19 protein-coding genes are annotated in these 20,972 nt (G+C 59.3%); 2 read left to right on the forward strand and 17 right to left on the reverse strand.

The genetic code is table 11. The features are described 5' to 3' along the window. Positions 1-10: 10 nt before the first annotated feature. The 13 genes from MUU53_RS05055 to MUU53_RS05115 all read right to left on the reverse strand — a co-directional run bounded on the left by MUU53_RS05055 (position 11) and on the right by MUU53_RS05115 (position 13,976). Positions 11-1,405 (reverse strand): amidase, encoded by a 1,395-nt coding sequence (locus MUU53_RS05055; RefSeq protein ID WP_247259909.1) that lies wholly within the window; start codon positions 1,403-1,405, stop codon positions 11-13. 23 nt (positions 1,406-1,428) lie between these two features. Next, positions 1,429-2,247 (reverse strand): ABC transporter permease, encoded by an 819-nt coding sequence (locus MUU53_RS05060; RefSeq protein ID WP_247259910.1) that lies wholly within the window; start codon positions 2,245-2,247, stop codon positions 1,429-1,431. Next, on the reverse strand, positions 2,247-3,197 hold the full coding sequence (locus MUU53_RS05065; protein ID WP_247259959.1) for an ABC transporter permease: 951 nt from the start codon (positions 3,195-3,197) through the stop codon (positions 2,247-2,249). Before MUU53_RS05065 ends, MUU53_RS05060 begins: the two co-directional genes overlap by 1 nt. 114 nt (positions 3,198-3,311) lie before the next feature. Then, a complete protein-coding gene (locus tag MUU53_RS05070) occupies positions 3,312-4,844 on the reverse strand; it encodes an ABC transporter substrate-binding protein (protein ID WP_247259911.1) in 1,533 nt (510 codons plus the stop codon). Between the two features lie 133 nt (positions 4,845-4,977). Beyond that, the gene (locus MUU53_RS05075; RefSeq protein ID WP_247259912.1) at positions 4,978-5,910 is read right to left on the reverse strand and encodes a LysR family transcriptional regulator; all 933 of its coding nucleotides are present in this window, start codon (positions 5,908-5,910) and stop codon (positions 4,978-4,980) included. A 30-nt stretch (positions 5,911-5,940) separates the two neighbouring features. Beyond that, the gene (locus MUU53_RS05080) at positions 5,941-6,696 is read right to left on the reverse strand and encodes an ABC transporter ATP-binding protein (protein WP_247259913.1); all 756 of its coding nucleotides are present in this window, start codon (positions 6,694-6,696) and stop codon (positions 5,941-5,943) included. Further along, positions 6,693-7,526 (reverse strand): ABC transporter ATP-binding protein, encoded by an 834-nt coding sequence (locus MUU53_RS05085; RefSeq protein WP_247259914.1) that lies wholly within the window; start codon positions 7,524-7,526, stop codon positions 6,693-6,695. Before MUU53_RS05085 ends, MUU53_RS05080 begins: the two co-directional genes overlap by 4 nt. Then, on the reverse strand, positions 7,523-8,455 hold the full coding sequence (locus tag MUU53_RS05090; RefSeq protein ID WP_247259915.1) for an ABC transporter permease: 933 nt from the start codon (positions 8,453-8,455) through the stop codon (positions 7,523-7,525). The genes MUU53_RS05085 and MUU53_RS05090 overlap by 4 nt, the downstream gene beginning before the upstream one ends. Next, positions 8,452-9,519 carry an ABC transporter permease gene (locus tag MUU53_RS05095; protein ID WP_247259916.1) on the reverse strand — a complete coding sequence of 356 codons (1,068 nt, stop codon included), beginning with the start codon at positions 9,517-9,519 and terminating at the stop codon, positions 8,452-8,454. Before MUU53_RS05095 ends, MUU53_RS05090 begins: the two co-directional genes overlap by 4 nt. A gap of 11 nt (positions 9,520-9,530) precedes the next feature. Beyond that, entirely contained in the window at positions 9,531-11,168 is a 1,638-nt protein-coding gene (locus MUU53_RS05100; RefSeq protein WP_247259917.1) for an ABC transporter substrate-binding protein, read from the reverse strand. Between the two features lie 54 nt (positions 11,169-11,222). Further along, positions 11,223-12,269 carry a dipeptidase gene (locus MUU53_RS05105; RefSeq protein WP_247259918.1) on the reverse strand — a complete coding sequence of 349 codons (1,047 nt, stop codon included), beginning with the start codon at positions 12,267-12,269 and terminating at the stop codon, positions 11,223-11,225. 82 nt (positions 12,270-12,351) lie between these two features. Then, positions 12,352-13,026 carry a phosphoribosyltransferase gene (locus MUU53_RS05110; protein WP_247259919.1) on the reverse strand — a complete coding sequence of 225 codons (675 nt, stop codon included), beginning with the start codon at positions 13,024-13,026 and terminating at the stop codon, positions 12,352-12,354. A gap of 32 nt (positions 13,027-13,058) precedes the next feature. Beyond that, positions 13,059-13,976 (reverse strand): LysR family transcriptional regulator, encoded by a 918-nt coding sequence (locus MUU53_RS05115; protein WP_247259920.1) that lies wholly within the window; start codon positions 13,974-13,976, stop codon positions 13,059-13,061. A 99-nt stretch (positions 13,977-14,075) separates the two neighbouring features. Between MUU53_RS05115 and MUU53_RS05120 the strand changes: the two genes are divergently transcribed. Beyond that, on the forward strand, positions 14,076-15,263 hold the full coding sequence (locus MUU53_RS05120; protein ID WP_247259921.1) for an acyl-CoA dehydrogenase: 1,188 nt from the start codon (positions 14,076-14,078) through the stop codon (positions 15,261-15,263). A 207-nt stretch (positions 15,264-15,470) separates the two neighbouring features. Next, positions 15,471-16,907 carry an NAD-dependent succinate-semialdehyde dehydrogenase gene (locus MUU53_RS05125; RefSeq protein WP_247259922.1) on the forward strand — a complete coding sequence of 479 codons (1,437 nt, stop codon included), beginning with the start codon at positions 15,471-15,473 and terminating at the stop codon, positions 16,905-16,907. An 83-nt stretch (positions 16,908-16,990) separates the two neighbouring features. On the opposite strand, the gene MUU53_RS05130 is transcribed toward MUU53_RS05125, so the two are convergent. The 4 genes from MUU53_RS05130 to cysP form a co-directional block, all read right to left on the reverse strand. Then, a complete protein-coding gene (locus tag MUU53_RS05130) occupies positions 16,991-18,016 on the reverse strand; it encodes a sulfate/molybdate ABC transporter ATP-binding protein (RefSeq protein WP_247259923.1) in 1,026 nt (341 codons plus the stop codon). Positions 18,017-18,021: 5 nt separating this feature from the next. Beyond that, positions 18,022-18,903 carry a sulfate ABC transporter permease subunit CysW gene (gene cysW, locus MUU53_RS05135; protein ID WP_247259924.1) on the reverse strand — a complete coding sequence of 294 codons (882 nt, stop codon included), beginning with the start codon at positions 18,901-18,903 and terminating at the stop codon, positions 18,022-18,024. 2 nt (positions 18,904-18,905) lie between these two features. Continuing rightward, positions 18,906-19,727, reverse strand: coding sequence for a sulfate ABC transporter permease subunit CysT (gene cysT, locus MUU53_RS05140; RefSeq protein ID WP_062555980.1), 822 nt, complete (start codon positions 19,725-19,727; stop codon positions 18,906-18,908). A 76-nt stretch (positions 19,728-19,803) separates the two neighbouring features. Beyond that, a complete protein-coding gene (cysP, locus tag MUU53_RS05145) occupies positions 19,804-20,790 on the reverse strand; it encodes a thiosulfate ABC transporter substrate-binding protein CysP (protein ID WP_247259925.1) in 987 nt (328 codons plus the stop codon). Positions 20,791-20,972: the final 182 nt, after the last annotated feature.

Here is a 20,972-nt window from a genome sequence, read left to right on the forward strand (position 1 = left end):
TGGAAGACTGTCAGGCGGCGGGCGGCTCTGGCCAACGGGTGACACCCCCACTCATGATCTCGAACGCCTTCGACAAACGAAGAACAAACTGATCGGCGAAACGTGGGCCGACGATCTGCATTCCGATTGGCATGCCGCTCCTGGAGAAACCGCAATTGATAGAGGATGCCGGCTGCTCGGACATGTTCCATGGCACGGTAAAGGCGATATGCTCGAACGGCAGCGCCGGATCATTGGTGGGTGACGCCCATTCCGCCGGATAGGAGACGATCGGGTTTGTCGGCGAGATTACGGCGTCGACAGTGGTAAACAGACGCCCGCAGGTCTTGCGCATTTCCATGGTCTGGTTGAAACCGCGCACGGCCTCCACACCGGATACCGCGGCGCCGCCCTTCGCCCATTCAAAAATGTAGGGCAGGATCTCGGCGTGCTTTTCCGCACTCATGGTCTCGATATCGCCCCAGAAGCGGGAACGCCAGAATTTGTCCAGGCCGTCCAGCATGGCCCGCGTCAGGACAGGACTGACCGGTATGATCTCCGCGCCTGTCTGCTCGAACAGGCGTGCGGCAGCAATGATGGCATCCTTCACCTCTTCTTCCACACCAATCCCGGTGCCGGCATCCAGCATCAGGCCGATCTTCAGGCCCTTGAGATCGATGTCGAAATCCAGCCAGTTGAAATCATTGGGCGGAAGGGATGTACCGTCGCGCCAGTCGGGGCGCGAAAGCGGCTCCATCGCAATGGCGGAATCTTCAACGCAACGGGTCATCGGCCCCGCACAACGCCCGACATAATAGGGATCGACCGGAATACGGCCATGGCTAGGCTTGAAGCCGAAAAGACCTGTCCAGCCCGCAGGCAAGCGTACCGATCCACCTATATCGGTCCCGATATGCAAAGGACCGAAGGAGGCGGCACCGGCAGAGGCCGCACCGGCGCTGGATCCGCCGGGGTTCTTCGACAGATCCCAGGGATTTCGGCTCAAGGGATGAAAGCTGGAAAGGCCCGAAGACAGCATTCCATAATCCGGACACGTGGTCTTGGCGAAAATCACCGCGCCATCTTCCCGGCAGCGGGCAGCAATTGGCGCGTCTTCCGCTGCCGGAACGAGATCGACTGCCTTTGTGCCAAGCGGAACCGGATCGCCTTTCGTGGCAATCAACTCCTTCAATGTGACCGGAATTCCGTCCAGTACACCGAGGGTCTCGCCGCTCGCCCAACGCTGCGTGGCGGCAGAAGCCTGCGCCCGCGCACTCTCGGGATTATAGAGATAAAGCGCCTGAACATGGGGCTCGAAGGCTTCGATGCGCTCTTCCACCGCCTGCCAGTATTCCAGCGGAGAGAGTTTCCTGGCGGCATAGAGCTCGCGGATCTGCCGGATGGTCAGGCTCAGCAATTCATTCATGGCATTGTCTTTTCACTGTTTCGTCAAACATTGTCGCGCGGGTCGAGAAGATCACGAAGGCCATCGCCCAGCATGTTGAGGCCGAGCACCGCCAGCGCAATGGCGCTACCGGGAAGAAGCGCAAGCCATGGCGCCTGCCCCATGAAGGTCTGCGAATCCGAAAGCATGCGGCCCCAGGTGGGCGTCGGTGGCGGCATACCCAGACCCAGAAAACTGAGGCCCGCTTCCGTCAGGATCGCAAGACCGAGCTGGATGGTGACTTGAACCAGGATCTGGTTGGTGATGTTCGGCAGCACATGCACATAGGTGATCTTGGCGCGATTGCGCCCCATGCTGACGGCGGCCATGACATAGTCACGCGTCCAGATCTGCCGCGCAGCGCTCAAGGTGACACGGGCAAACACGGGAACCATGAAGACCGCAATCGCAATGATCGCCGTGAACCGCCCTGCCCCGATGAAGGCACCGAACAGCATGGCTGAAAGAATCGGCGGAATGGAAAAGATGATGTCGCAGGCGCGCATCACCACCGTTTCCGTCAGCCCCCGGATCGCAGCGACCGTAACCCCCACCAGGGTGCCGAGCGTCGCTCCGATCGCCACTGCAAGGAACGAGGTCGAAAGCGAGTTCCAGGCTCCCACCATCAGCATGGATGCCATGTCGCGCCCGAACTGGTCCGTGCCCAAAAGACCGTGCGCCAGCGGCGGCTTCAGTTTGTGCACGATCTGCATCTTCGTGGGCGCAAACGGCGTCCAGACAAGTGACAGCAGTGCGATAAAGACGAGCAAAGCCGTGATAATGAGACCGGCGAGAAGCGTCGGGCGGCGCAGGATCTGTCGCATCAGCGCGCTCCTGCCCGCAATCGCGGGTCGATGAAGAGATAGAGCATGTCGACGAGGAAGTTCATGACGATCACCAGACCGGCGAAGAACAGGATCACATTCTGCATCACCACCACGTCTCGCTGGGAAAGCGCCTGATAGGCAAGCCGCCCAAGACCCGGCAGGTTGAACACGTTTTCCACCAGCACGGCCCCCGCAATGAGAAAGGTGAATTGCAGTCCCAGAATGGTGACGACAGGCACCATGGCGTTCGGCACTGCATGCAGCCAGAGCGCAGTCCTTTCCGACAAGCCTTTGGAGCGGGCAGTGCGAACATAATCCTCGGACATGACCTCAAGAACGGAGGTGCGGGTAACCCGTGTCAGCACGCCCGCCTGCGGCAGAGCGAGCGCGATGGCAGGCAACAGAAGCGCCTTGAGGGATATCCAGAAACCCGCACTCCAGCCCGGAAATCCGCCCGCGGGCATCCAGCCGAGCGAAACTGAAAAGAGGAGGATCAACAACAGGCCGACCCAAAAGCCCGGAACGGCGATGAAGAGTTGCGAGACAACGCCCACGATATAGTCCAGCCCACTGTTGCGCTTTCCCGCAGAGATGACGCCAAGCGGCAGTGCAAGGCTGACGGAGAGAAATACCGCAAGCAGGGCCAGCGGCACCGTCACCGCCAACCGTTCCGCAATCAAACCCGCGACCGGAACGCTGTAGGTGTAGGACGTTCCGAAATCGCCGCGTAGGGCCTGCCCCAGCCAGATCCCGTAGCGCACCAGAAGCGGCTGATCGAGGCCCATCTGTTTCTGAAGCGCAGCCAGCGTTTCCGGCGTGGCCGAGGTTCCCAGCATGACAGACGCCGGGTCGCCTGGCAGAAGATCCATGACGAGAAAAATCAGCGCCGAGACGATCAGAAGAGTAACCACAAGACCGGCGATGCGGCGGACGATGAGGGCAACCATATCCTGTCCCTTCAGGCTTTCCGGGAAAGCGAAGGATGAAACGCCTGTTTCAGGCATGCAATGGATTTTGAAAGCGGCAGAAACTCTGCTGACGTTCCGCCGCCTCTCAGCCGGTTACTGCGACCATTCAACCTGGGCCAGCACGTTGGATGGGATCGGTTCGTTTTCCCAGAGCCCCTTGAGGTTCTTGTTCCACACGCCAAGCTTCGGCATCACGAAGAGGTAGAGGGCCGGCACATCCTCTGCCAGGATCTTCTGCGCCTCGCCATAGAGTTTCGCCTGTTCGCTGGCATCGGCGGTGGCGTCTACTTTTTTCAGAACCTCGTTGAAGGCCGGGTTCTTGTAATTGAAGTAGTAGGGGTCACGCGCATAGATATCGATGTCCATCGGTTCGGCATGTGCCACGATGGTCATGTCGTAGTTGCCGCCCTTGAACACATCGGCCACCCATTTTGCCGGAAACTCGGTGGTTTCGATGTTCAGCGTTACCCCCACATCGGCAAACATGGCCTGCAACATCTGCGAACTGCGTTGCGCATAGGCCATTTGCGGCGCCTTGATCGTGAAGCTCAGTCCGCTGGCGAAGCCGGCTTCTGCCAGAAGCTTGCGTGCCTTTTCCGGATCGTAAGGGTAGGTCTTCGTCAAATCCACGAAGCCACGATCGTTCGGCGTATAATGGCTGCCGATGGCCGTGCCGAAGCCGGACCACGCCCCATCGATCAGCGCCTGTCGGTCTACCGCCATCATGAGGGCCTGGCGCACGCGCTTGTCATCGAAAGGCTTCTTGGCATTGTTCATGCCAGCCACGACCTTCAGCTCCGTATTGCCGATCACGGTGGTCAGCTTGCTGTCACCCTCGAAGCTTGCCATCAGTTCGGGTGCTGCAAATTCTGGAAAGGCATCCAGATCACCGGATTTCAGAGCCGCAGCCTGCGCCTGCGCATCGGCTATGAAGCGGAAGGTAACCTTCTCCAGCTTGGCAGTGCCTGCCTTGTCCCAGTAATCCGGGTTCTTTGCCAGTTCGACCTGAGAGCCCTTGGCCCAGCTGACGAACTTGAACGGACCAGTGCCGATCGGGTTCGTCTTGTTGTCGGCCGCACTTTTCGGCGCAACCATGACCGAGGACGGCCAGCCCAGCCAGTAGAGGAAATTGCCCGTCAGGCTCTTCAGCTTCACCACCAGCGTCGCTGCATCCGGCGTCTCGACGCTATCGACCGAGGCGAAATAGCGCTTCTGCGGATTGACGGAATCGGAAGCCCGCGCGCGATCGATCGAGAATTTTGCAACGGCGGAATCGAACACTTCGCCATTATGGAAAGTAACGCCCTGGCGCAGCTTGAATGTATAATTCAGCCCATCCGGCGAAATGACCCAGCTTTCGGCCAGTTGCGGCTGCACCTTGCCATCCTTGTCGATGGTCGTCAGCCCTTCAAAGATGTTCTGCCACGTCACCTGACCGATGGCAACCGGTGCGGCAGCCGTCGGATCAAGGCCCGATGGCTCCACCGACATTCCAAGCGACAGCGAGGTTTTGGGAGCCGCCTGCGCGGAACCAAGCGCGCCCAGGGCGACGCCAGCCGCCAATGAAAGAACGACGAAGGTTCGGCGCGAAAAGCCGGTTGAGGTGGAAAGCGTGAGGCGTGACATGCTTGAAAATCCCCTGGATCTTGCTCCATCCGCCGTTTCAAGCGCGGCAGCAGAGCTGTTTATGCGAAAATACTGTCATTTCGCAGGCGCACACACAATGGCGAATTTTGTGTGCTCTGTGTAGCCGAAATCGCTACACATCTCTCTTCGCTTTCTGACCTGCCTTGCGGGGTTCCGCTCCGCGCATAAAAGCCTCGATGAAATCCACCAGCTTGGCGGCGGCAAAGGAAAGCTGGCGATCAGGCGCGACGCAGAGCTCAATCGCCGTCTTCACCGCCCGCCCGCCGGAAATCGGAATGGCGGACAGAAGCCCCATTTCGATTTCGCGCGTAATGGTCAGCCTCGGCAGAAGCGTCACCGCCGCTTCGCGCAAGACCAGTTCCTTCAACATCTCCAATGATCCAGTGACGAAAACCGGGTCGAGTTCGACACCGACCTTGGCAAACTGCTCCTCGAAGGCCTGACGAGCACCGAAGCTCTTGTCGGGCAGCGCCAGAGGGAGCGCAGCCACATCCTTGAGCGAGATTTCGGTCATTCCAGCAGCCGCGTGCCTGGCAGAGGTGATGAGATCATAGGCCACTTCCGAACGAAGCCGCACCTTGACCCCTGTCAGCTTGGGCGCAAACAGGGTGACGACAAGATCGGCCTCGGCGCTCGATAGTGCCTCGATGGCCTGTCTGGCCGTCGTGATAGCCACCTCGAACCGCAGATTGGGATATTTCAGGCTGAATTGCGCAAGCACGGGCGCAAGCAGGTTCGCGACCGCAGCCCCGTTGGCATAGATCACCACCCGCCCACGCTGGAGCCCCTGGAGGTCATCGATCAGCTGATGCACATGCTCCAGCTCCCGCAATGTCTTGCCTGCGCGAGCCGCAAGCAGTTCACCCGCCGCCGTCAGACGGATGCCCCGACTGCTGCGTTCAACCAGCGGCGTGCCGAAATAATGTTCGAGATTTTCGATCTGACGACTGACGGCGGTTGCCGCCACATTCAGATTTTCTGCGGCGGCGCGCATGGAATTGGTGCGCACCACCTCATCGAAATACATCAGGGCCCGAAGCTGCATGGACATCCGCCAAAAGTGAGTGCGCTCGCTTTAAGCCGTCCGGCGGAAGCCTTCGCTCGCCACCAACAGCTGGCGCGTATACTCTTGCGAAAACTCGCGCTTTTCCAGAGCCTCGACAGAAACTGTTTCCACGACCTCACCCTTTTTCATCACCGCCAGCCGCTCGCACATATGGCTGATGACGCCAAGATCGTGGCTGACCATGATGAAGGTGAGGTTCCGGTCCTTGCGCGCCTGCTCCAGCAGGTTGAGGATTTCGGCCTGGATGGAGGCATCGAGCGCCGAAGTCGGCTCATCCAGAAGCAGGATCTTCGGCTCCAGGATCAGCGCACGGGCAATGGCAATGCGCTGGCGCTGGCCGCCCGAAAGCTGGTGCGAATAGCGGAACCGGAAGCCGGAGCCGAGCCCCACCTCATCCAATGCGCGGGCAATGCGGGCATCGACGTCGGAAAAGCCATGGATCGCAAGCGGCTCCAGCAACAGCCGATCGACTGTCTGGCGCGGATGCAGCGAACCATAGGGATCCTGAAACACCATCTGGACCGTACGATAGAATTCCTTGTCCCGGCGGGAACCGGAATAGCTGCGACCAGCAACCGTCAGGCTGCCGGATTCGAACACATTCAATCCCGCAACGGCGCGCAGCAGTGTCGATTTGCCCGAACCGGATTCTCCAACGATCCCGAAAGATTCGCCCTCGTTCACATTCATGGTCACATGGTTGAGCGCGACAAACTCGTCGAATGTCACCACTATGTCGCGAACGGAAAGTGCCGTACCGGTCATTGCGTCCACTCCGCCTGTCGCTCCAGCACCGGAAGCGGATGCCTATGGCTGCCGATCGTGGGCAGGCAGTTCAACAGTCCCCGCGTGTAGGGATGCTGCGCCGCTGCCAGATTGGCAGATGGCAACTCCTCCACCACGCGGCCAGCATACATCACCAGCACGCGATCGCAGAAGGAGGACACCAGCCTCAGATCATGGCTGACGAAAATCAGACCCATGCCGCGCTCGGCCACAAGCTTGTCCAGAATGCCGAGCACCTCCAGCTGCACAGTCACGTCGAGCGCGGATGTCGGTTCGTCCGCAATCAGCAACTCGGGACCGCAGACCAGCATCATGGCAATCATGATGCGCTGACCCATACCGCCGGAGACTTCATGCGGATAAAGATCGAATACACGTTCGGGATCGCGGATCTGCACCGCCTCCAGCATGGCAAGCGCCCGATCCCGGGCCTGGCGACCAGACACACTTTCATGCGTCCGCAGCGTTTCGATGATCTGCTTGCCGATGGGCATGACGGGATTTAGCGAATATTTCGGATCCTGCAGGATCATCGCCATGCGCTTGCCGCGCATATCGCGCCGCTGACGTTTGGAGGCGGATAGAAGGTCGACACCGTCGAAGTTCAGCCTGTCGGCAGTGATCTTTGCATGTCCCGGCGTCAGGCCCATGATGGCGCGACCGGTCTGCGATTTGCCGGAGCCGGATTCGCCGACGATACCAAGTCTTTCCCGTCCAAGCGTGAAGGATACGCCACGCACGGCATTCACTTCGCCGGTGCGCGTTGGAAAGCTCACGCGCAAATTCTCCACGGTCAGAAGCGGGCTCATTGTCCGGCCTCCTTCGGGTCGAGTGCATCGCGCAAGCCATCGCCCAGCAAGTTGAAACCAAGGCTGACGATAAGGATGGCAAAGCCCGGCATGGCCGCAACCCACCACTGGTCGAGAATGAAGCGACGGCCAGAGGCAATCATCGCACCCCATTCCGGCAGCGGCGGCTGTGCACCGAGGCCGAGGAACCCAAGACCGGCGGCCGTCAGAATAATGCCTGCCATATCCAGCGTCACACGTACGATCAGCGAGGATGTGCAGAGCGGCATGACGTGCCGAAGCACGATGCGGAAGGGCGAGGCTCCCATCAGCTTGACCGCCGAAATGAATTCCGAATTGCGGAAGGTCAGTGTCTCGGCGCGCGCAATGCGGGCGTAAGGCGGCCAGGAGGTCACGGCAATTGCCAGAATGGCATTCTCGATTCCCGGTCCGAGAGCCGCGACCAGAGCCAGCGCCAGAACGAGCTTCGGAAAGGCGAGGAAAATGTCGGTGATGCGCATGAGAACGGCATCGATCCAGCCACCGGCATAACCGGCAACCGTTCCCACCAGCAGACCGATGGGTGCGGCAATCACAGCGACCAGCACCACGACCATCAACGTCAGCCGCGAACCATGAATGAGGCGCGAAAGAATATCGCGTCCCTGGTCGTCGGTTCCCAGAAGAAAGCCTTCCGAACCCGGCGGCAGCAGGCGTGAATTGCGCAGGTCACCGACCACCGGATTATGCGGCGAAATGACATCCGCCAGGGCCGCCACCACGATCAGCGCGATGATGATGAAGAGGCCAAGCAGCGCCAGCCGGTTTTCCGAAAACCGGCGCCAGACGACATAGGCGCGACCAAGCTGCGCCTGCCTGCGGGTTGTCGGGCGGTCGGAAAGCAGCCATTCGCGGCTATACGGTTTCAATGTGGTCTCAAGGCTCGTCATCGGCTGCGCGTCCTCGGATCGAGCGTCCGGTACAGCAGATCGGACAACAGATTGATGGTCACGAACACGGCGCCCACAACAAGCGTGCCACCCAGCACGGCGTTGATATCCGCGTTCTGCAGCGAGTTGGTGATGTAGAGGCCCAGTCCCGGCCAGGAGAAGATCGTCTCCGTCAGAACCGACCCTTCCAGCAGGCCTGCATAGGAAAGCGCGATGACCGTAATCAGCGGCACGGCGGCATTGCGCAGCGCGTGGAACCAAATGATGCGGGTTTCCGAAAGCCCCTTCGCCCGAGCCGCAACGACATATTCCTGCGCCAGCTCGTTCAGCATGAAGGAGCGCGTCATGCGGCTGATATAGGCCAGCGAAAAATATCCCAGCAGTGCAGATGGCAGGATGATGTGCCGGAAAAGATCCCGGAAAACTTCCCACTCGCCCTGCATGATGGCATCGAACAGGTAGAAGCCGGTCGTAGAAACAAACGTGTATTCGTACACCACGTCGATACGCCCCGGATAGGCAACCCAGTTCAGCTTCGCGTAGAAGAAGAGCAACGCCAGGAGCGCGAGCCAGAAGACCGGCACCGAATAGCCGATAAGCCCTACGACACGCACCACCTGATCGACAATGCTGCCGCGCTTTACTGCCGCCAGAACACCAAGCGGCACGCCGAACAGAGCGCCGATCAGGGTGCCAACGGTTGCGAGCTCCATGGTCGCCGGAAACACACGCTTGATGTCCTCCAGCACCGGATTGCTGGTCAGCACCGAGGTGCCGAAATCACCGGACAGAACCTGTTTCAGGTAGATGAAAAACTGCTGCCAGAGCGGCAGGTTCAGCCCAAGTTCCTCGCGAACTCGCTCCACCACATGCGCCGGCGCACGATCACCGACAATGGCGAGCGCCGGATCGATGGGCACCACGCGACCGATGAAAAAGGTAACGGCCAACAGGCCGAGGAAAGTGGTCAGAACCGTCACCGCGAAACGCAGGACGGCCCATGACCTGCGGTTGTTGCGACGCCGCCGTGGCCGCGTCGCTCCGCTCGTCTCGGGAAGTGTCAAGGAACCGGCCCTTAGTCCTTCGAGATGTTGTGGACGAAGTTGGTGTCAAAGCTCGGACCGAGCTTGAAGCCCTTCAGCTTGGCCGAATAGCCCGCCACTTCCACCTGCTGGAAGATGATGACGAACGGACCCTTGGCCAGAACTTCCTTCTGAAGCTTCTGGTAGATCTCGGCGCGCTTTGCGCTGTCCTTCTCCAGAAGTGCAGCCTGCGTCTGCTTCGTCAGTTCCGGCACATCCCAGGCATTGCGCCATGCGAGCGTCTTGTTCTTGCCCGCATCCGAATTGTCCGGATTGGCCGTGAAGGTTTCGGCATTCGAGTTCGGATCGAAATAGTCCGAACCCCACTGGCCGATATACATATCGTGCTGGCGAGCGCGGTACTTGGTTAGTGTTTGCTTACCATCACCCGGAATGATTTCCAGCTTTACGCCTGCCTGCGCCAGGGTCTGCTGATAGGCTTCCGCAATACCGGTTACGGGCTGCGTATTGCGCACATCCATCGTCACCTTGAAGCCGTCTTTCAGGCCAGCCTTGGCCAGCAGTTCCTTGGCCTTGGCAACATCCAGCTTGTAGGGATTTTCAGAGATTGCACCCAGCTGGCCTTCCGGCAGGAAGGTCTGGTGGATCTTGCCGATGCCGTTGATCAGCGTCGCGCCGATCGCATCGTAATCCATCAGATACTTGAACGCTTCAACCACTTCCGGCTTGGCAAGGTTCGGGTTCTTCTGGTTCAGACCGATGTAATAGACGGTGCCCTTTGGAGCAGACGTCTGGGCCAGCGTGGACTTGGACGCAATCGCCTTCAGATCATTTGGCTCGAGGTTACGGGCGATATCGATATCGCCGTTTTCAAGAGCGAGACGCTGCGAGGCGCTTTCCTTCATGTAGCGGTAGATGACACGCTTCAGCTTGGGCTTTGCGCCCTGAAAATTCGGATTAGCTTCAAGAACGACGGCTTCGTTCGCCTTCCAGGTCAGCACCTTGAACGGGCCAGAGCCGGCATAGCCGGTCTTCAGGAACTCGTTGCCAAAATCATTATCCCATTTGGCTTCAGCGGTTACCGTAACCGGCTTGGCCTTGGCAGCAACAACCTTCTTGTCAACGACCGAGGCAACCGTGGCCGTCAGAACGTTCAGGACAAAGCTCGGCGCGTAGGGCTTGTCGACTGTCAGAACGAAGGTCGAGGCATCGGCAGCCTTCGCCTTTTCGGCGACATTGTCACCCTTCAAACCGAACTGCGTCAGCAGGAAGGCTGGCGACTTGTCGAGCTTCACGGCGCGCTCGAACGAATAGGCCACGTCCTCTGCCGTGATCGGATTGCCGGACGCAAACTTTAGGTTCGGCTTCAGCTTGAACGTATAGGTCAGACCATCGTCGGAAATCTTCCAGCTTTCTGCAAGCTGACCGACAACCTTGGATGTATCGTTCGGATCGAGCATCACCAGCTTTTCGTAAGTGTTGGCGGTCACTTCGGCTGTGGAAAGCTCGAAAGCCTCGCCTGGATCAAGCGTGATGATGTCGTCTATGGCAAAGCCGACAACCAGCGTATCGGCTGGCGTTGCGGCAAAAGCCTGCGGCGCAGACAGCATCATGACAGAGAGGGCAGCGCTGGTGCCAAGGAGGCGGAGGCTTCGGTTGAACTCGTTCATGGTCTGGTTCCCCATTTCTTTAAAACATTGTTTTTTAAATCACTTAACCGTCTCTCAAGCCCAGGTTTCCGCAAAGATCCTGAACCAGTTTTCACGGCAAAGCTTTATTAGTTCGTACTGACCGTATCCCGCGTTTCTGAGGGCCGCAACCAGTTTCTGATTGCCCGCCGCATCATTGATTTCCTGTGGAACAGTGGCTCCGTCGAAGTCTGAACCAAGCGCCACGCAATCAATGCCCATGCGCTCGACCATGTAGTCAATGTGCTTGACCATGAGATCCAGCGAGGTGTCGGCATCGTCGCGCGCATCCGGCCGCAGCATCGTCACGGCATAGTTGAGGCCGACCAGACCTTTTCGCTCGCGGATGGCGTCCATCTGCTTGTCGGTCAGGTTACGGGCCACCTCAGTCAGAGCATGAACATTGGAATGGCTGGCAACGAGCGGCTTTTCAGAGGTCTTCTCCACATCCCAGAAACCTTTCTCGGTGATGTGGGCGAGATCGATGACGATGCCCAGACGATCGCATTCCTTCACCAGAGCAAAGCCTGCATTGGTCAGACCCGGCGCCGTATCCGGTGACATGGGATAGGCAAACGGCACACCATGACCAAAGATGTTGTGGCGGCTCCAGACGGGTCCCAGCGAGCGCAGGCCCGCCGCATGGAACACGTCGAGAGCGGCCAGATCGGCACCGATCGCCTCACAGCCCTCCATATGCATGACGCAGGCGAAGATTCCGTCGTCCATCGCAGCCCGGATTTCCGGCACCGTGCGGCAGATCCGCCAGGCATTGGCGCGATCAAGCTGCAGCGCGACGGCAAATTTTTCCATGGCAATATCGAGCGACGGCTGGCGAGCCAAAGGGGCCGCAAGCGGGGTGACATAGTGCCCCTGCCCGTCCGGCTCCTGCAAAATCAAATCGCCCGAGGGAATGTAGATCGCGCAGAGTCCACCGGCCAAACCACCCGCTTTCGCGCGGGGGCCATCGATATGCCCCTCTCTCGTGCCCTGCATGAATTCACGGACAGGATCGGCGCCGTTGCGCATGTTGCGCCATAGCCGCAAGAGAACATCGTTGTGGCCGTCGAAGACTAATTCCATTGTCATTTCCGATTATGCAGATGAGCGAGAATGCGGCGATCCTAGATCCTTCGCGGCAGACCGCAAGGCGAAAAGTAGCAGGCTACATCCAGGCGTCGTTGGCGACCCGCCGAAGAAATGGCGTTTGCAAAACACCGCGAACACGCGATGTCCACTGGGCATCGAGTGCATTCAGCACCTCTTCCCAGCGCCGCGTCTGCAGCATGGCCGCACCAATGGCAACCGGTTCGCAACCGGTCTTTTGCAGAAGCGCAAGCCCTGCTGCGATGGAGGTTCCGCTGGACAGGACATCGTCGATCAGAGCAATACGGCGTCCTTCGATCAGCGGCACCATACGAGGATCGAGGTAAAGCCTCTTCACCTGATCAGGCGTTGTGATGGAGGAAATCGGAACGGAAAGCTCATCCCGGTACCAGAATTTGCGCGAATTCCCACAGGGCACATAACGGGCATGGCCGAGTTTGCGGGCGACTTCCGCAGCAAGCGTCAGACCGAGTGTCGGAAGCCCTACGACGACCTCGATGTCACCGTCTCTCAACTTGTCTGCCAATTGACCCGCCAGCACATCGATCACTTCGAAGGAGGCCTGGTTGATAATGAGCGATGCAAGCGCATGCACGCCGTCCGACAAGGGGCGGATCGGAAGACGTAACTGCCGCCCGTCCTTTAGTCGCGCGGGATAGAAGTCTTGATGGGGACCGATTTCCGGAAACGCGCCAGCCGGATGAATGGTCTGCCAGAACTCGTGCGGTTTCATGACGTCATTCTCTCATCTCTCGGGATATGCCTTCACGCGTAGAAGGGCTCGTTGCGCCAGTGTCCGACCTCTTCGATCAGCCATGCCCGAAACAGCGCCACAGGCTTCAGGTCCATTCGGGTAACCGGTGCGACGAGATAATAGGAGCTTGGGCTTCGGACCTGCTGAGGGAAGGCTTCTACCAGTGTTCCTGCCTGCAGTTCCGCCTCTATGAGAAAGAGCGGCATCAACGCCACGCCTAGTCCTGCGCTGCAGGCTTGCGCCACACTGGCAAACTGTTCGAACCGCATGCCCGGCGCGGGAACGCCCTGCACGCCGACAGCCTCGAAGAAATGTGTCCAGGCGCCAGGCCGCGAAGCCATGTGCAGCAGCGGCAGACCCGCAAGATCTTCCGGCTTCGAAACCGGGTTTTGCCGAAGGAAGTCGGGGCTGCAAACGGGCGCAACCATCTCGTCCATCAGGAAGGTGCATTCTGCTCCGGGCCAGTTCGGCTGACCGATATGGATTGCCACGTCCAGACCATCCTGCTCGAAATCGAAGATACCGATGCGGGTGGCAAAATTCAGCGTGATTTCCGGATGGGCGCTGACAAAGCGCGGTATTCGCGGCAAGAGCCACCGCGTTCCGAAGGTCGGCAGCATGGCAAGGTTCAACGTGTCGCCATGCCGTTTCGTCATGGCCTGAAGCGAGGCAGTGCGGATCTGCGCAAGCGCGGCGCCAATGGCCTTGGCATAGGCGCGGCCTGCTTCCGTCAACTGCACACCACGGCTGCTGCGCTCGAACAACAGAATGCCAAGCTGGTCTTCGAGACCTGAAATCTGCCTGCTGATGGCGCCTTGCGTCAAGGAAAGCTCGTCTGCGGCGGAAGAAAAGCTCCCGAGCCGCGCAACGGATTCGAATGCGGCCAGTGCACTGGTGGACGGAAGAAGCCTGCGACTGAGATTGGTCATGGCCTATTCCTATAGCTCATATCAACGTGAGTAAACGGCGCTTTACGCCGATCCCGCGCCTGCTCATTATGCACCCACATTTTTCTGGAGGTTTTGACGATGAGCGACCGCACCGCATTCAATTGGGCTGATCCCTTCCTGCTGGACGACCAGTTGACGGAAGATGAGCGAATGATCCGCGATGCGGCTGCAGCCTTCGGCAAGGCCGAACTGCTGCCACGCATTCAGGAAGCCTACCTCTCCGAAACAACCGAGCCGGAACTCTTCCGCCTGATGGGACAGACAGGCCTTCTGGGTGTGACCCTGCCGGAAGAATACGGCGCCGCCAACGCATCTTATGTTGCCTATGGTCTGGTTGCCCGCGAAGTCGAGCGCATCGATAGCGGCTACCGTTCCATGATGAGTGTGCAGTCTTCGCTGGTGATCTACCCGATCTACGCCTATGGTTCGGATGAGCAGAAGAAGAAGTATCTGCCCAGTCTCGTTTCCGGCGAACTGATCGGCTGTTTCGGCCTGACCGAGCCGGATGCCGGTTCCGATCCGGGCGGCATGAAGACCCGCGCGGAAAAGATCAAAGGCGGATACCGTCTGCGCGGCTCCAAGATGTGGATTTCCAACGCACCGATCGCCGATGTTTTCGTCGTCTGGGCCAAGTCTGAAGCGCACAACAACGAGATCCGCGGCTTCGTGCTTGAAAAGGGCATGAAGGGTCTTTCCGCGCCAAAGATCGGCGGCAAGCTTTCGCTGCGTGCATCGATCACCGGCGAGATCGTAATGGATGGCGTCGAGGTCTCGGAAGACGCGCTCTTGCCAAACGTATCCGGCCTCAAGGGTCCGTTCGGCTGCCTTAACCGTGCACGCTATGGCATTTCCTGGGGCGTTCTGGGGGCTGCCGAAGACTGCTGGCTGCGCGCACGTCAGTATGGTCTGGATCGCAAACAGTTTGGCAAGCCGCTGGCTGGCACGCAGCTTTACCAGAAGAAGCTTGCCGACATGCAGACCGAGATCTCGCTTGGGCTTCAGGCCAGCTTGCGCGTTGGCCGCCTGATGGACGAGCACAAGATGGCGCCGGAAATGATTTCAATCGTCAAGCGCAACAACTGCGGCAAGGCTCTGGATATCGCACGCCAGGCGCGCGACATGCACGGCGGCAACGGCATCCAGATCGAATATCATGTCATGCGCCACGAGCAGAACCTGGAAACAGTCAACACCTATGAAGGCACGCACGACGTGCACGCCCTGATCCTGGGCCGTGCCCAGACAGGCATTCAGGCGTTCTTCTGATCACCTGATTGAAATGGCGGGGGCCAGGGGCGGCAGACAGGGAGACCTGTCGCCGCCCTTTTTATTAGTATTACTTTTGCCAAGGGGCGTTGATTGTGGCGTCCAATTGTCCTACGTGAAGGTCCGAAACCCTCCAGGGCTTGGGTGCCGCCCCTTTGGCGCCTGTCGCTTATTTCAGCGATTTTCTGAACTCAAAACGAGGTCACCATGCATAGCTATCCAGATGTAAAGCTCTTCATTGCAGGCGAATGGCGCGACGCCGTCGGCGGCAAGACGATTCCGGTCGAAGATCCGGCAACGCAGGAAATCATCGGGAAAATCGCGCACGCGGAAAAGGCTGACCTCGATCTGGCGCTGGACGCTGCGGACAAGGGCTTCAAGGTCTGGCGCGAAACGTCAGCCTTCGAGCGCTCGAAGATCATGCGCAAGGCAGCCGACATTGTGCGCCAGCGGATCGATTACATCGCCTGGCTGATGACGCGCGAACAGGGCAAGCCGATTGCTCAGTCCAAGGCGGAAATCAACAACGCCGCCGATACCATCGACTGGTTCGCCGAAGAGGCACGCCGCACCTATGGCCAGATCATCCCGGCCCGTTTCGGTGGCGTTTCCAACATGGCGATCAAGTTCCCGGTTGGCCCGGTTGCCGCCTTCACGCCGTGGAACTTCCCGATCAACCAGATCGTGCGCAAGCTCTCTGCTGCCGTGTCCGTCGGCTGCTCGATCATCGTCAAGGCACCGGAAGAAACCCCGGCTTCGCCAGCCGAACTCATCCGCGCCTTTGCGGATGCCGGCATTCCAGCCGGTGTTGTCGGTCTGGTCTATGGTGTCCCGGCTGAAATTTCCGAATACCTCATCCCGCATCCGGTCATTCGCAAGATCTCGTTCACGGGTTCCACGCCGGTTGGCAAGCATCTGGCGGCCCTTGCCGGAAAGCACATGAAGCGCGCGACCATGGAACTCGGCGGTCATGCCCCGGTCGTCGTCTTCAACGATGCTGATCTGGAAAAAGCCATCGAAGTCTCCGCAGCCGCAAAGTTCCGCAATGCCGGTCAGGTCTGCGTTGCACCGACCCGCTTCCTCATTCAGGATGGCGTTGCCGACCAGTTCATCGACGGCATTGTGAAGTATGCGGAAAACCTGAAGGTCGGCAATGGCCTCGAGGCTGACGTGACCATGGGGCCGCTTGCCAACGAGCGCCGCATCCCGGCCATGGAAGGCATGATTCAGGATGCCGTTTCCAAGGGCGCCGTTCTGAAGACGGGCGGCAAGCGCATTGGCAACAAGGGCCACTTCTTCGAGCCGACGGTTCTGACCGATGTGCCGACCTCCACCCTGATGATGAACGAAGAGCCCTTCGGCCCGATCGCCATCGTCAACCGGTTCTCCACGCTGGATGAGGCTCTGGAAGAATCCAACCGCCTGCCCTTCGGCCTTGCTTCTTATGCCTTCACCGGTTCGGTCAAGACCGCACACGCGCTCGGCCAGCGTCTGGAAGCCGGCATGTTGACCATCAACCACAACGGTCTTGCGATTCCGGAAGTGCCGTTCGGTGGCATCAAGGATTCCGGCTACGGCACGGAAGGTGGTTCGGAAGCCGTCGAAGCCTATCTGGAAACCCGCTTCGTCAGCCAGATGAACTGAGCGTTTCAGCAGCCGTGATTCAAAAAGGCGTCGGGCAACCGGCGCCTTTTTGTTTGGTTTGCAGGTTCCGAGAAAAGCCCTCCTTACCCCAGTGCGAATACCTTGGCACGCCGCAACGTCACGAAACCCTGCTCGCCTGCGAAAATGTCCCGCTCCGCGTCCACGTCGAACTCAAGCGGTTCCCCCGTCGATGCTGTCGCAATCACACGGCGCTCGCCGGGACGGTCCAGCACCCGGGCAACGCTTGCAGGCACACCCGGCCCCGCAGCAGACCAATCGAGATCGCGGGGACGTGCATAGATTTCCGCCGGGCCATCCGCCACGCCCTCGGCAGCAGCCACGGCAACGCCAGCAACATGTGCTTGCCTGTCACGCACCTCGCCAGTCAGCCGGTTGGCATCCCCTAGGAATTTCAGCACGAAGGCATTCTTAGGATCACGGCACACCTCCTGCGGCGTGCCTTGCTGAACGATCTTGCCGTCCTTCAGAATGACGACGCGATCGGCAAGATCCAGCGCCTCTTCCTGGTCGTGCGTCACGAAGATCGTGGTGATGCCCAGTTCATCATGGATCTCCCGCAGCCAGCGGCGAAGGTCATGGCGCACATTGGCATCCAGCGCACCGAAGGGCTCATCCAGCAGCAGGACCTTGGGATCGACGGACAGGGCACGTGCGAGTGCCACGCGCTGTCGCTGACCGCCAGAAATCTGCGCCGGAAAGCGATCTCCGAGGCCTTCAAGGCGAACCAGCTTCAGAAGCTGGTTCACGCGCGCTACGATTTCCGCCTTGCTGCGCTTCACCTTGGAAACGCTCATGCCGAAGCCGATATTTTCCCCCACCGTCATATGCGGAAAGAGCGCGTAATGCTGGAAGACGAAACCGACGCCGCGATCGCGCACCGGAATGTCGGTAGCATCCTGATCGCCGAAGTAAATGTGCCCGCCATCGGCATATTCCAGCCCCGCCACCATGCGCAGGATCGTCGTCTTGCCAGAACCGGATGGACCGAGCAAAGCGATCAATTCGCCGCTCTGCACTGTCAGCGACACGCCATGCACGGCGCGGAAGGTGTCGAAGGTCTTGACGACGTTATCGAGACGAATTTCCATGGCAATCAATGTCCTGTCGAAGCGGCATCGGTAGCTTGGGTCTTGCGGCGTCCGGCACCGCGACGCTCCAGCGCGACCTTGGCAATGATGGTGAAGACGGCGAGAAGCGCCAGAATGGAGGCCGAGGCAAAGGCACCCGCCGCCTGATAATCGTGGTAGAGCAATTCGATATGCAGCGGTAGCGTATTGGTCTGGCCGCGAATGTTTCCGGACACGATGGAAACCGCGCCGAACTCGCCCATCACGCGCGCATTGCAGAGAACCACGCCATAAAGCAGCGCCCATTTGACGTTGGGAAGCGTGACCGAGAAGAATGTCCGCCAGCCCGAAGCGCCGAGCGATGTCGCGGCCTCTTCCAGATCACGCCCCTGCGCCTGCATGAGCGGGATCAGTTCGCGGGCAACGAAGGGAGCCGTCACGAACATCGACGCCAGCACGATGCCGGGAAGCGCGAACAGGATCTTGATGTCATGCGCATCGAGCCAGGGACCAAAAAGACCCTGCAGACCATAGACGAAGAGATAGGCGACACCGGCAACGATGGGCGAAACAGAGAACGGAATTTCGATCACGACGAGCAGCAGCCGCTTGCCGCGAAAATCGAATTTGGTGATGGCCCAGGCCGCTGCCACGCCGAAGGCAGTGTTGATCGGCACCGCGATGAGGGCGGTCACCACCGTCATCATGATGGCATGGCGAGTATCCGGATGGCTCAGCGTTGCTGTATAGACCTTGAAGCCCTGTTTGAAAGCCTCATGGCCGATGACGAGCAAAGGCGCCAGAATGAGCAGCGCCCCAAGGATAAGGACGATACCAATCAGCACGCGGCGAAAAACCGGTCCATCTCCAACGCGTGGCGGTTTCTTGTGAGAAGCAACAGCGTTCATCTCTATCCCTTCACCGTGTAGCGCAGGGCGCGTGACTGGAGCCAGTTTGTCACCGCCAGCATGGCGAAAGCTGTCAGGAGCAGGACCGACGCAATGGCCGCAGCCGCTTGATAATCATATTCTTCCAGCCGGATGAAGATCAGCAGCGCGGTGATCTCCGTCGACATCGGCTGATTTCCGGCAATGAAGATGATGGCGCCGAACTCTCCCAGCGAGCGGGCAAAGGAAAGCGAAAGCCCCGCCAGCAGCGCCGGTGTCAGGAGCGGCAGAATGACCTTGCGGAAAATCGTCCAGTCCGAGCCGCCGAGAGATTGGGCTGCCTCTTCCAGCGCCGGATCAAGATCTTCCAGCACCGGCTGAACCGTTCGTACGATGAACGGCAGGCTGGTAAAACACATGGCGATCATGATGCCGATGGGCGTATAAGCCACCTTGATCCCCGCTTCGGACAAGACGGAACCGAACCAGCCATTGCTGGAGAAAAGCGCCGTCAGCGAAATGCCCGCAACTGCCGTGGGCAGGGCGAATGGCAGATCCACCATGGCATCGATGATGCGCCGACCGGGAAACCGGTAGCGGGTCAGAACCCAGGCAAGTGCCAGTCCGAAAACGAGGTTGAACAGCGTCGCAATCAGCGCAGAGAATGCAGTCACGCGGTAGCTCGCCACTGCGCGCGGTGACGAGACAATGGACCAGTACTCGGCTGGTCCAAGGCTTGCAGCCTTGAACACCAGCGCCGAAAGCGGCAGGACCACGATCAGGCCGACATAAAAGAGGGTTATGCCCAGGGACAGATGCAGGCCGGGCAGGACATTGCGTTTCACAAGATAGATCCCGTAATAAACGGACAAACCCGGCAGTTAAACAACCACCGGGCCTATCCTTCCTTGGGAGGAGAATTCAGCGACTGCGGTATAGCTTGTCCAGCGTTGCACCGGAAGCGAAGTGTTCCTTCTGGATCTTGTCCCAGCCGCCAAACACATCGTCGACCTTCACCAAACGGATCTGCGGAAACTCGTTCTTGAACTCGGCGGCAACCTTTTCATTCAGCACGCGGTGGCCAAACTCAGCGGCGATCCGCTGGCCCTGTTCGCTGTAGAGAAAGTCCAGATACTTCTTCGACAGCTCTTCCGAGCCACGCTTCTTGGCAACCTTGTCCACGACGGCGACCGGGAATTCCGCCAGGAGCGAAACCGACGGAATGACGCTCTCCACCTTGTCCTTGCCATACTGCTTGGCAATGCCGCGCGTTTCCGCCTCGAAGGTGATCAGCACATCGCCGGTTTCACGCTCGACGAAGGTGGTGGTGGCTGCACGGCCTCCGGTATCGAAGACAGGAACATTGTCGAAGATCTTTTTGACGAAAGCCTCGACCTTTTCCTCGTCACCCTTGAACACTTCACGTGCATAGGCAACGGCTGCAAGATAGGTATAGCGCGCATTGCCGGAGGTCTTGGGGTTCGGGAAGACCACCTTCACGTCATCGCGTGCGAGATCGTTCCAATCCTTGATGTTCTTGGGGTTCCCGGCACGCACGAGGAAGGAAGGGAAGGAATAGAACGGCGAGGCACTGTTCGGAAACGCCTTCTGCCAGTCCTTTGAAACGAAGCCCTGCTTCACGAGAAAGTCGATGTCGGTCACCTGGTTGAAGGTGACGACGTCAGCTTCCAGACCTTCCACGATGGCGCGCGCCTGCTTGGAGGTGCCCGCATGGGACTGATCGATGTTGACGCCCGGGTTCTGCTTGATGAAGGCTTCGTTCTCGGCTGCGAACAACTCACGCGCCACGTCGTAGGAAGCGTTCAACAACTTGGTCGGCTGCTGGGCAAAGACTGGACCAGCGACAAGAGCGGCCAAGGCTGTGCCGAGAATGAGAAGGCGTTTCATCAAAGTCTCCGATGCGATCGATTGTTACCACTAACCTATCGATGCACCTCGCAACCTGCGAGGAACGGTAAACCCTCAACGCCTTTGCGATTGACAAATTTTGGCCAGATTCAAGGCACCCTGCGTGCTTTATTCCGCCCTTGGGCGATGCCTCCGTTCGAAGGCAGGGGGCGGGAAGCGGC

The organism is Affinirhizobium lemnae, assembly GCF_022968395.1.
Taxonomy (GTDB): Bacteria; Pseudomonadota; Alphaproteobacteria; order Rhizobiales; family Rhizobiaceae; genus Neorhizobium; species Neorhizobium lemnae.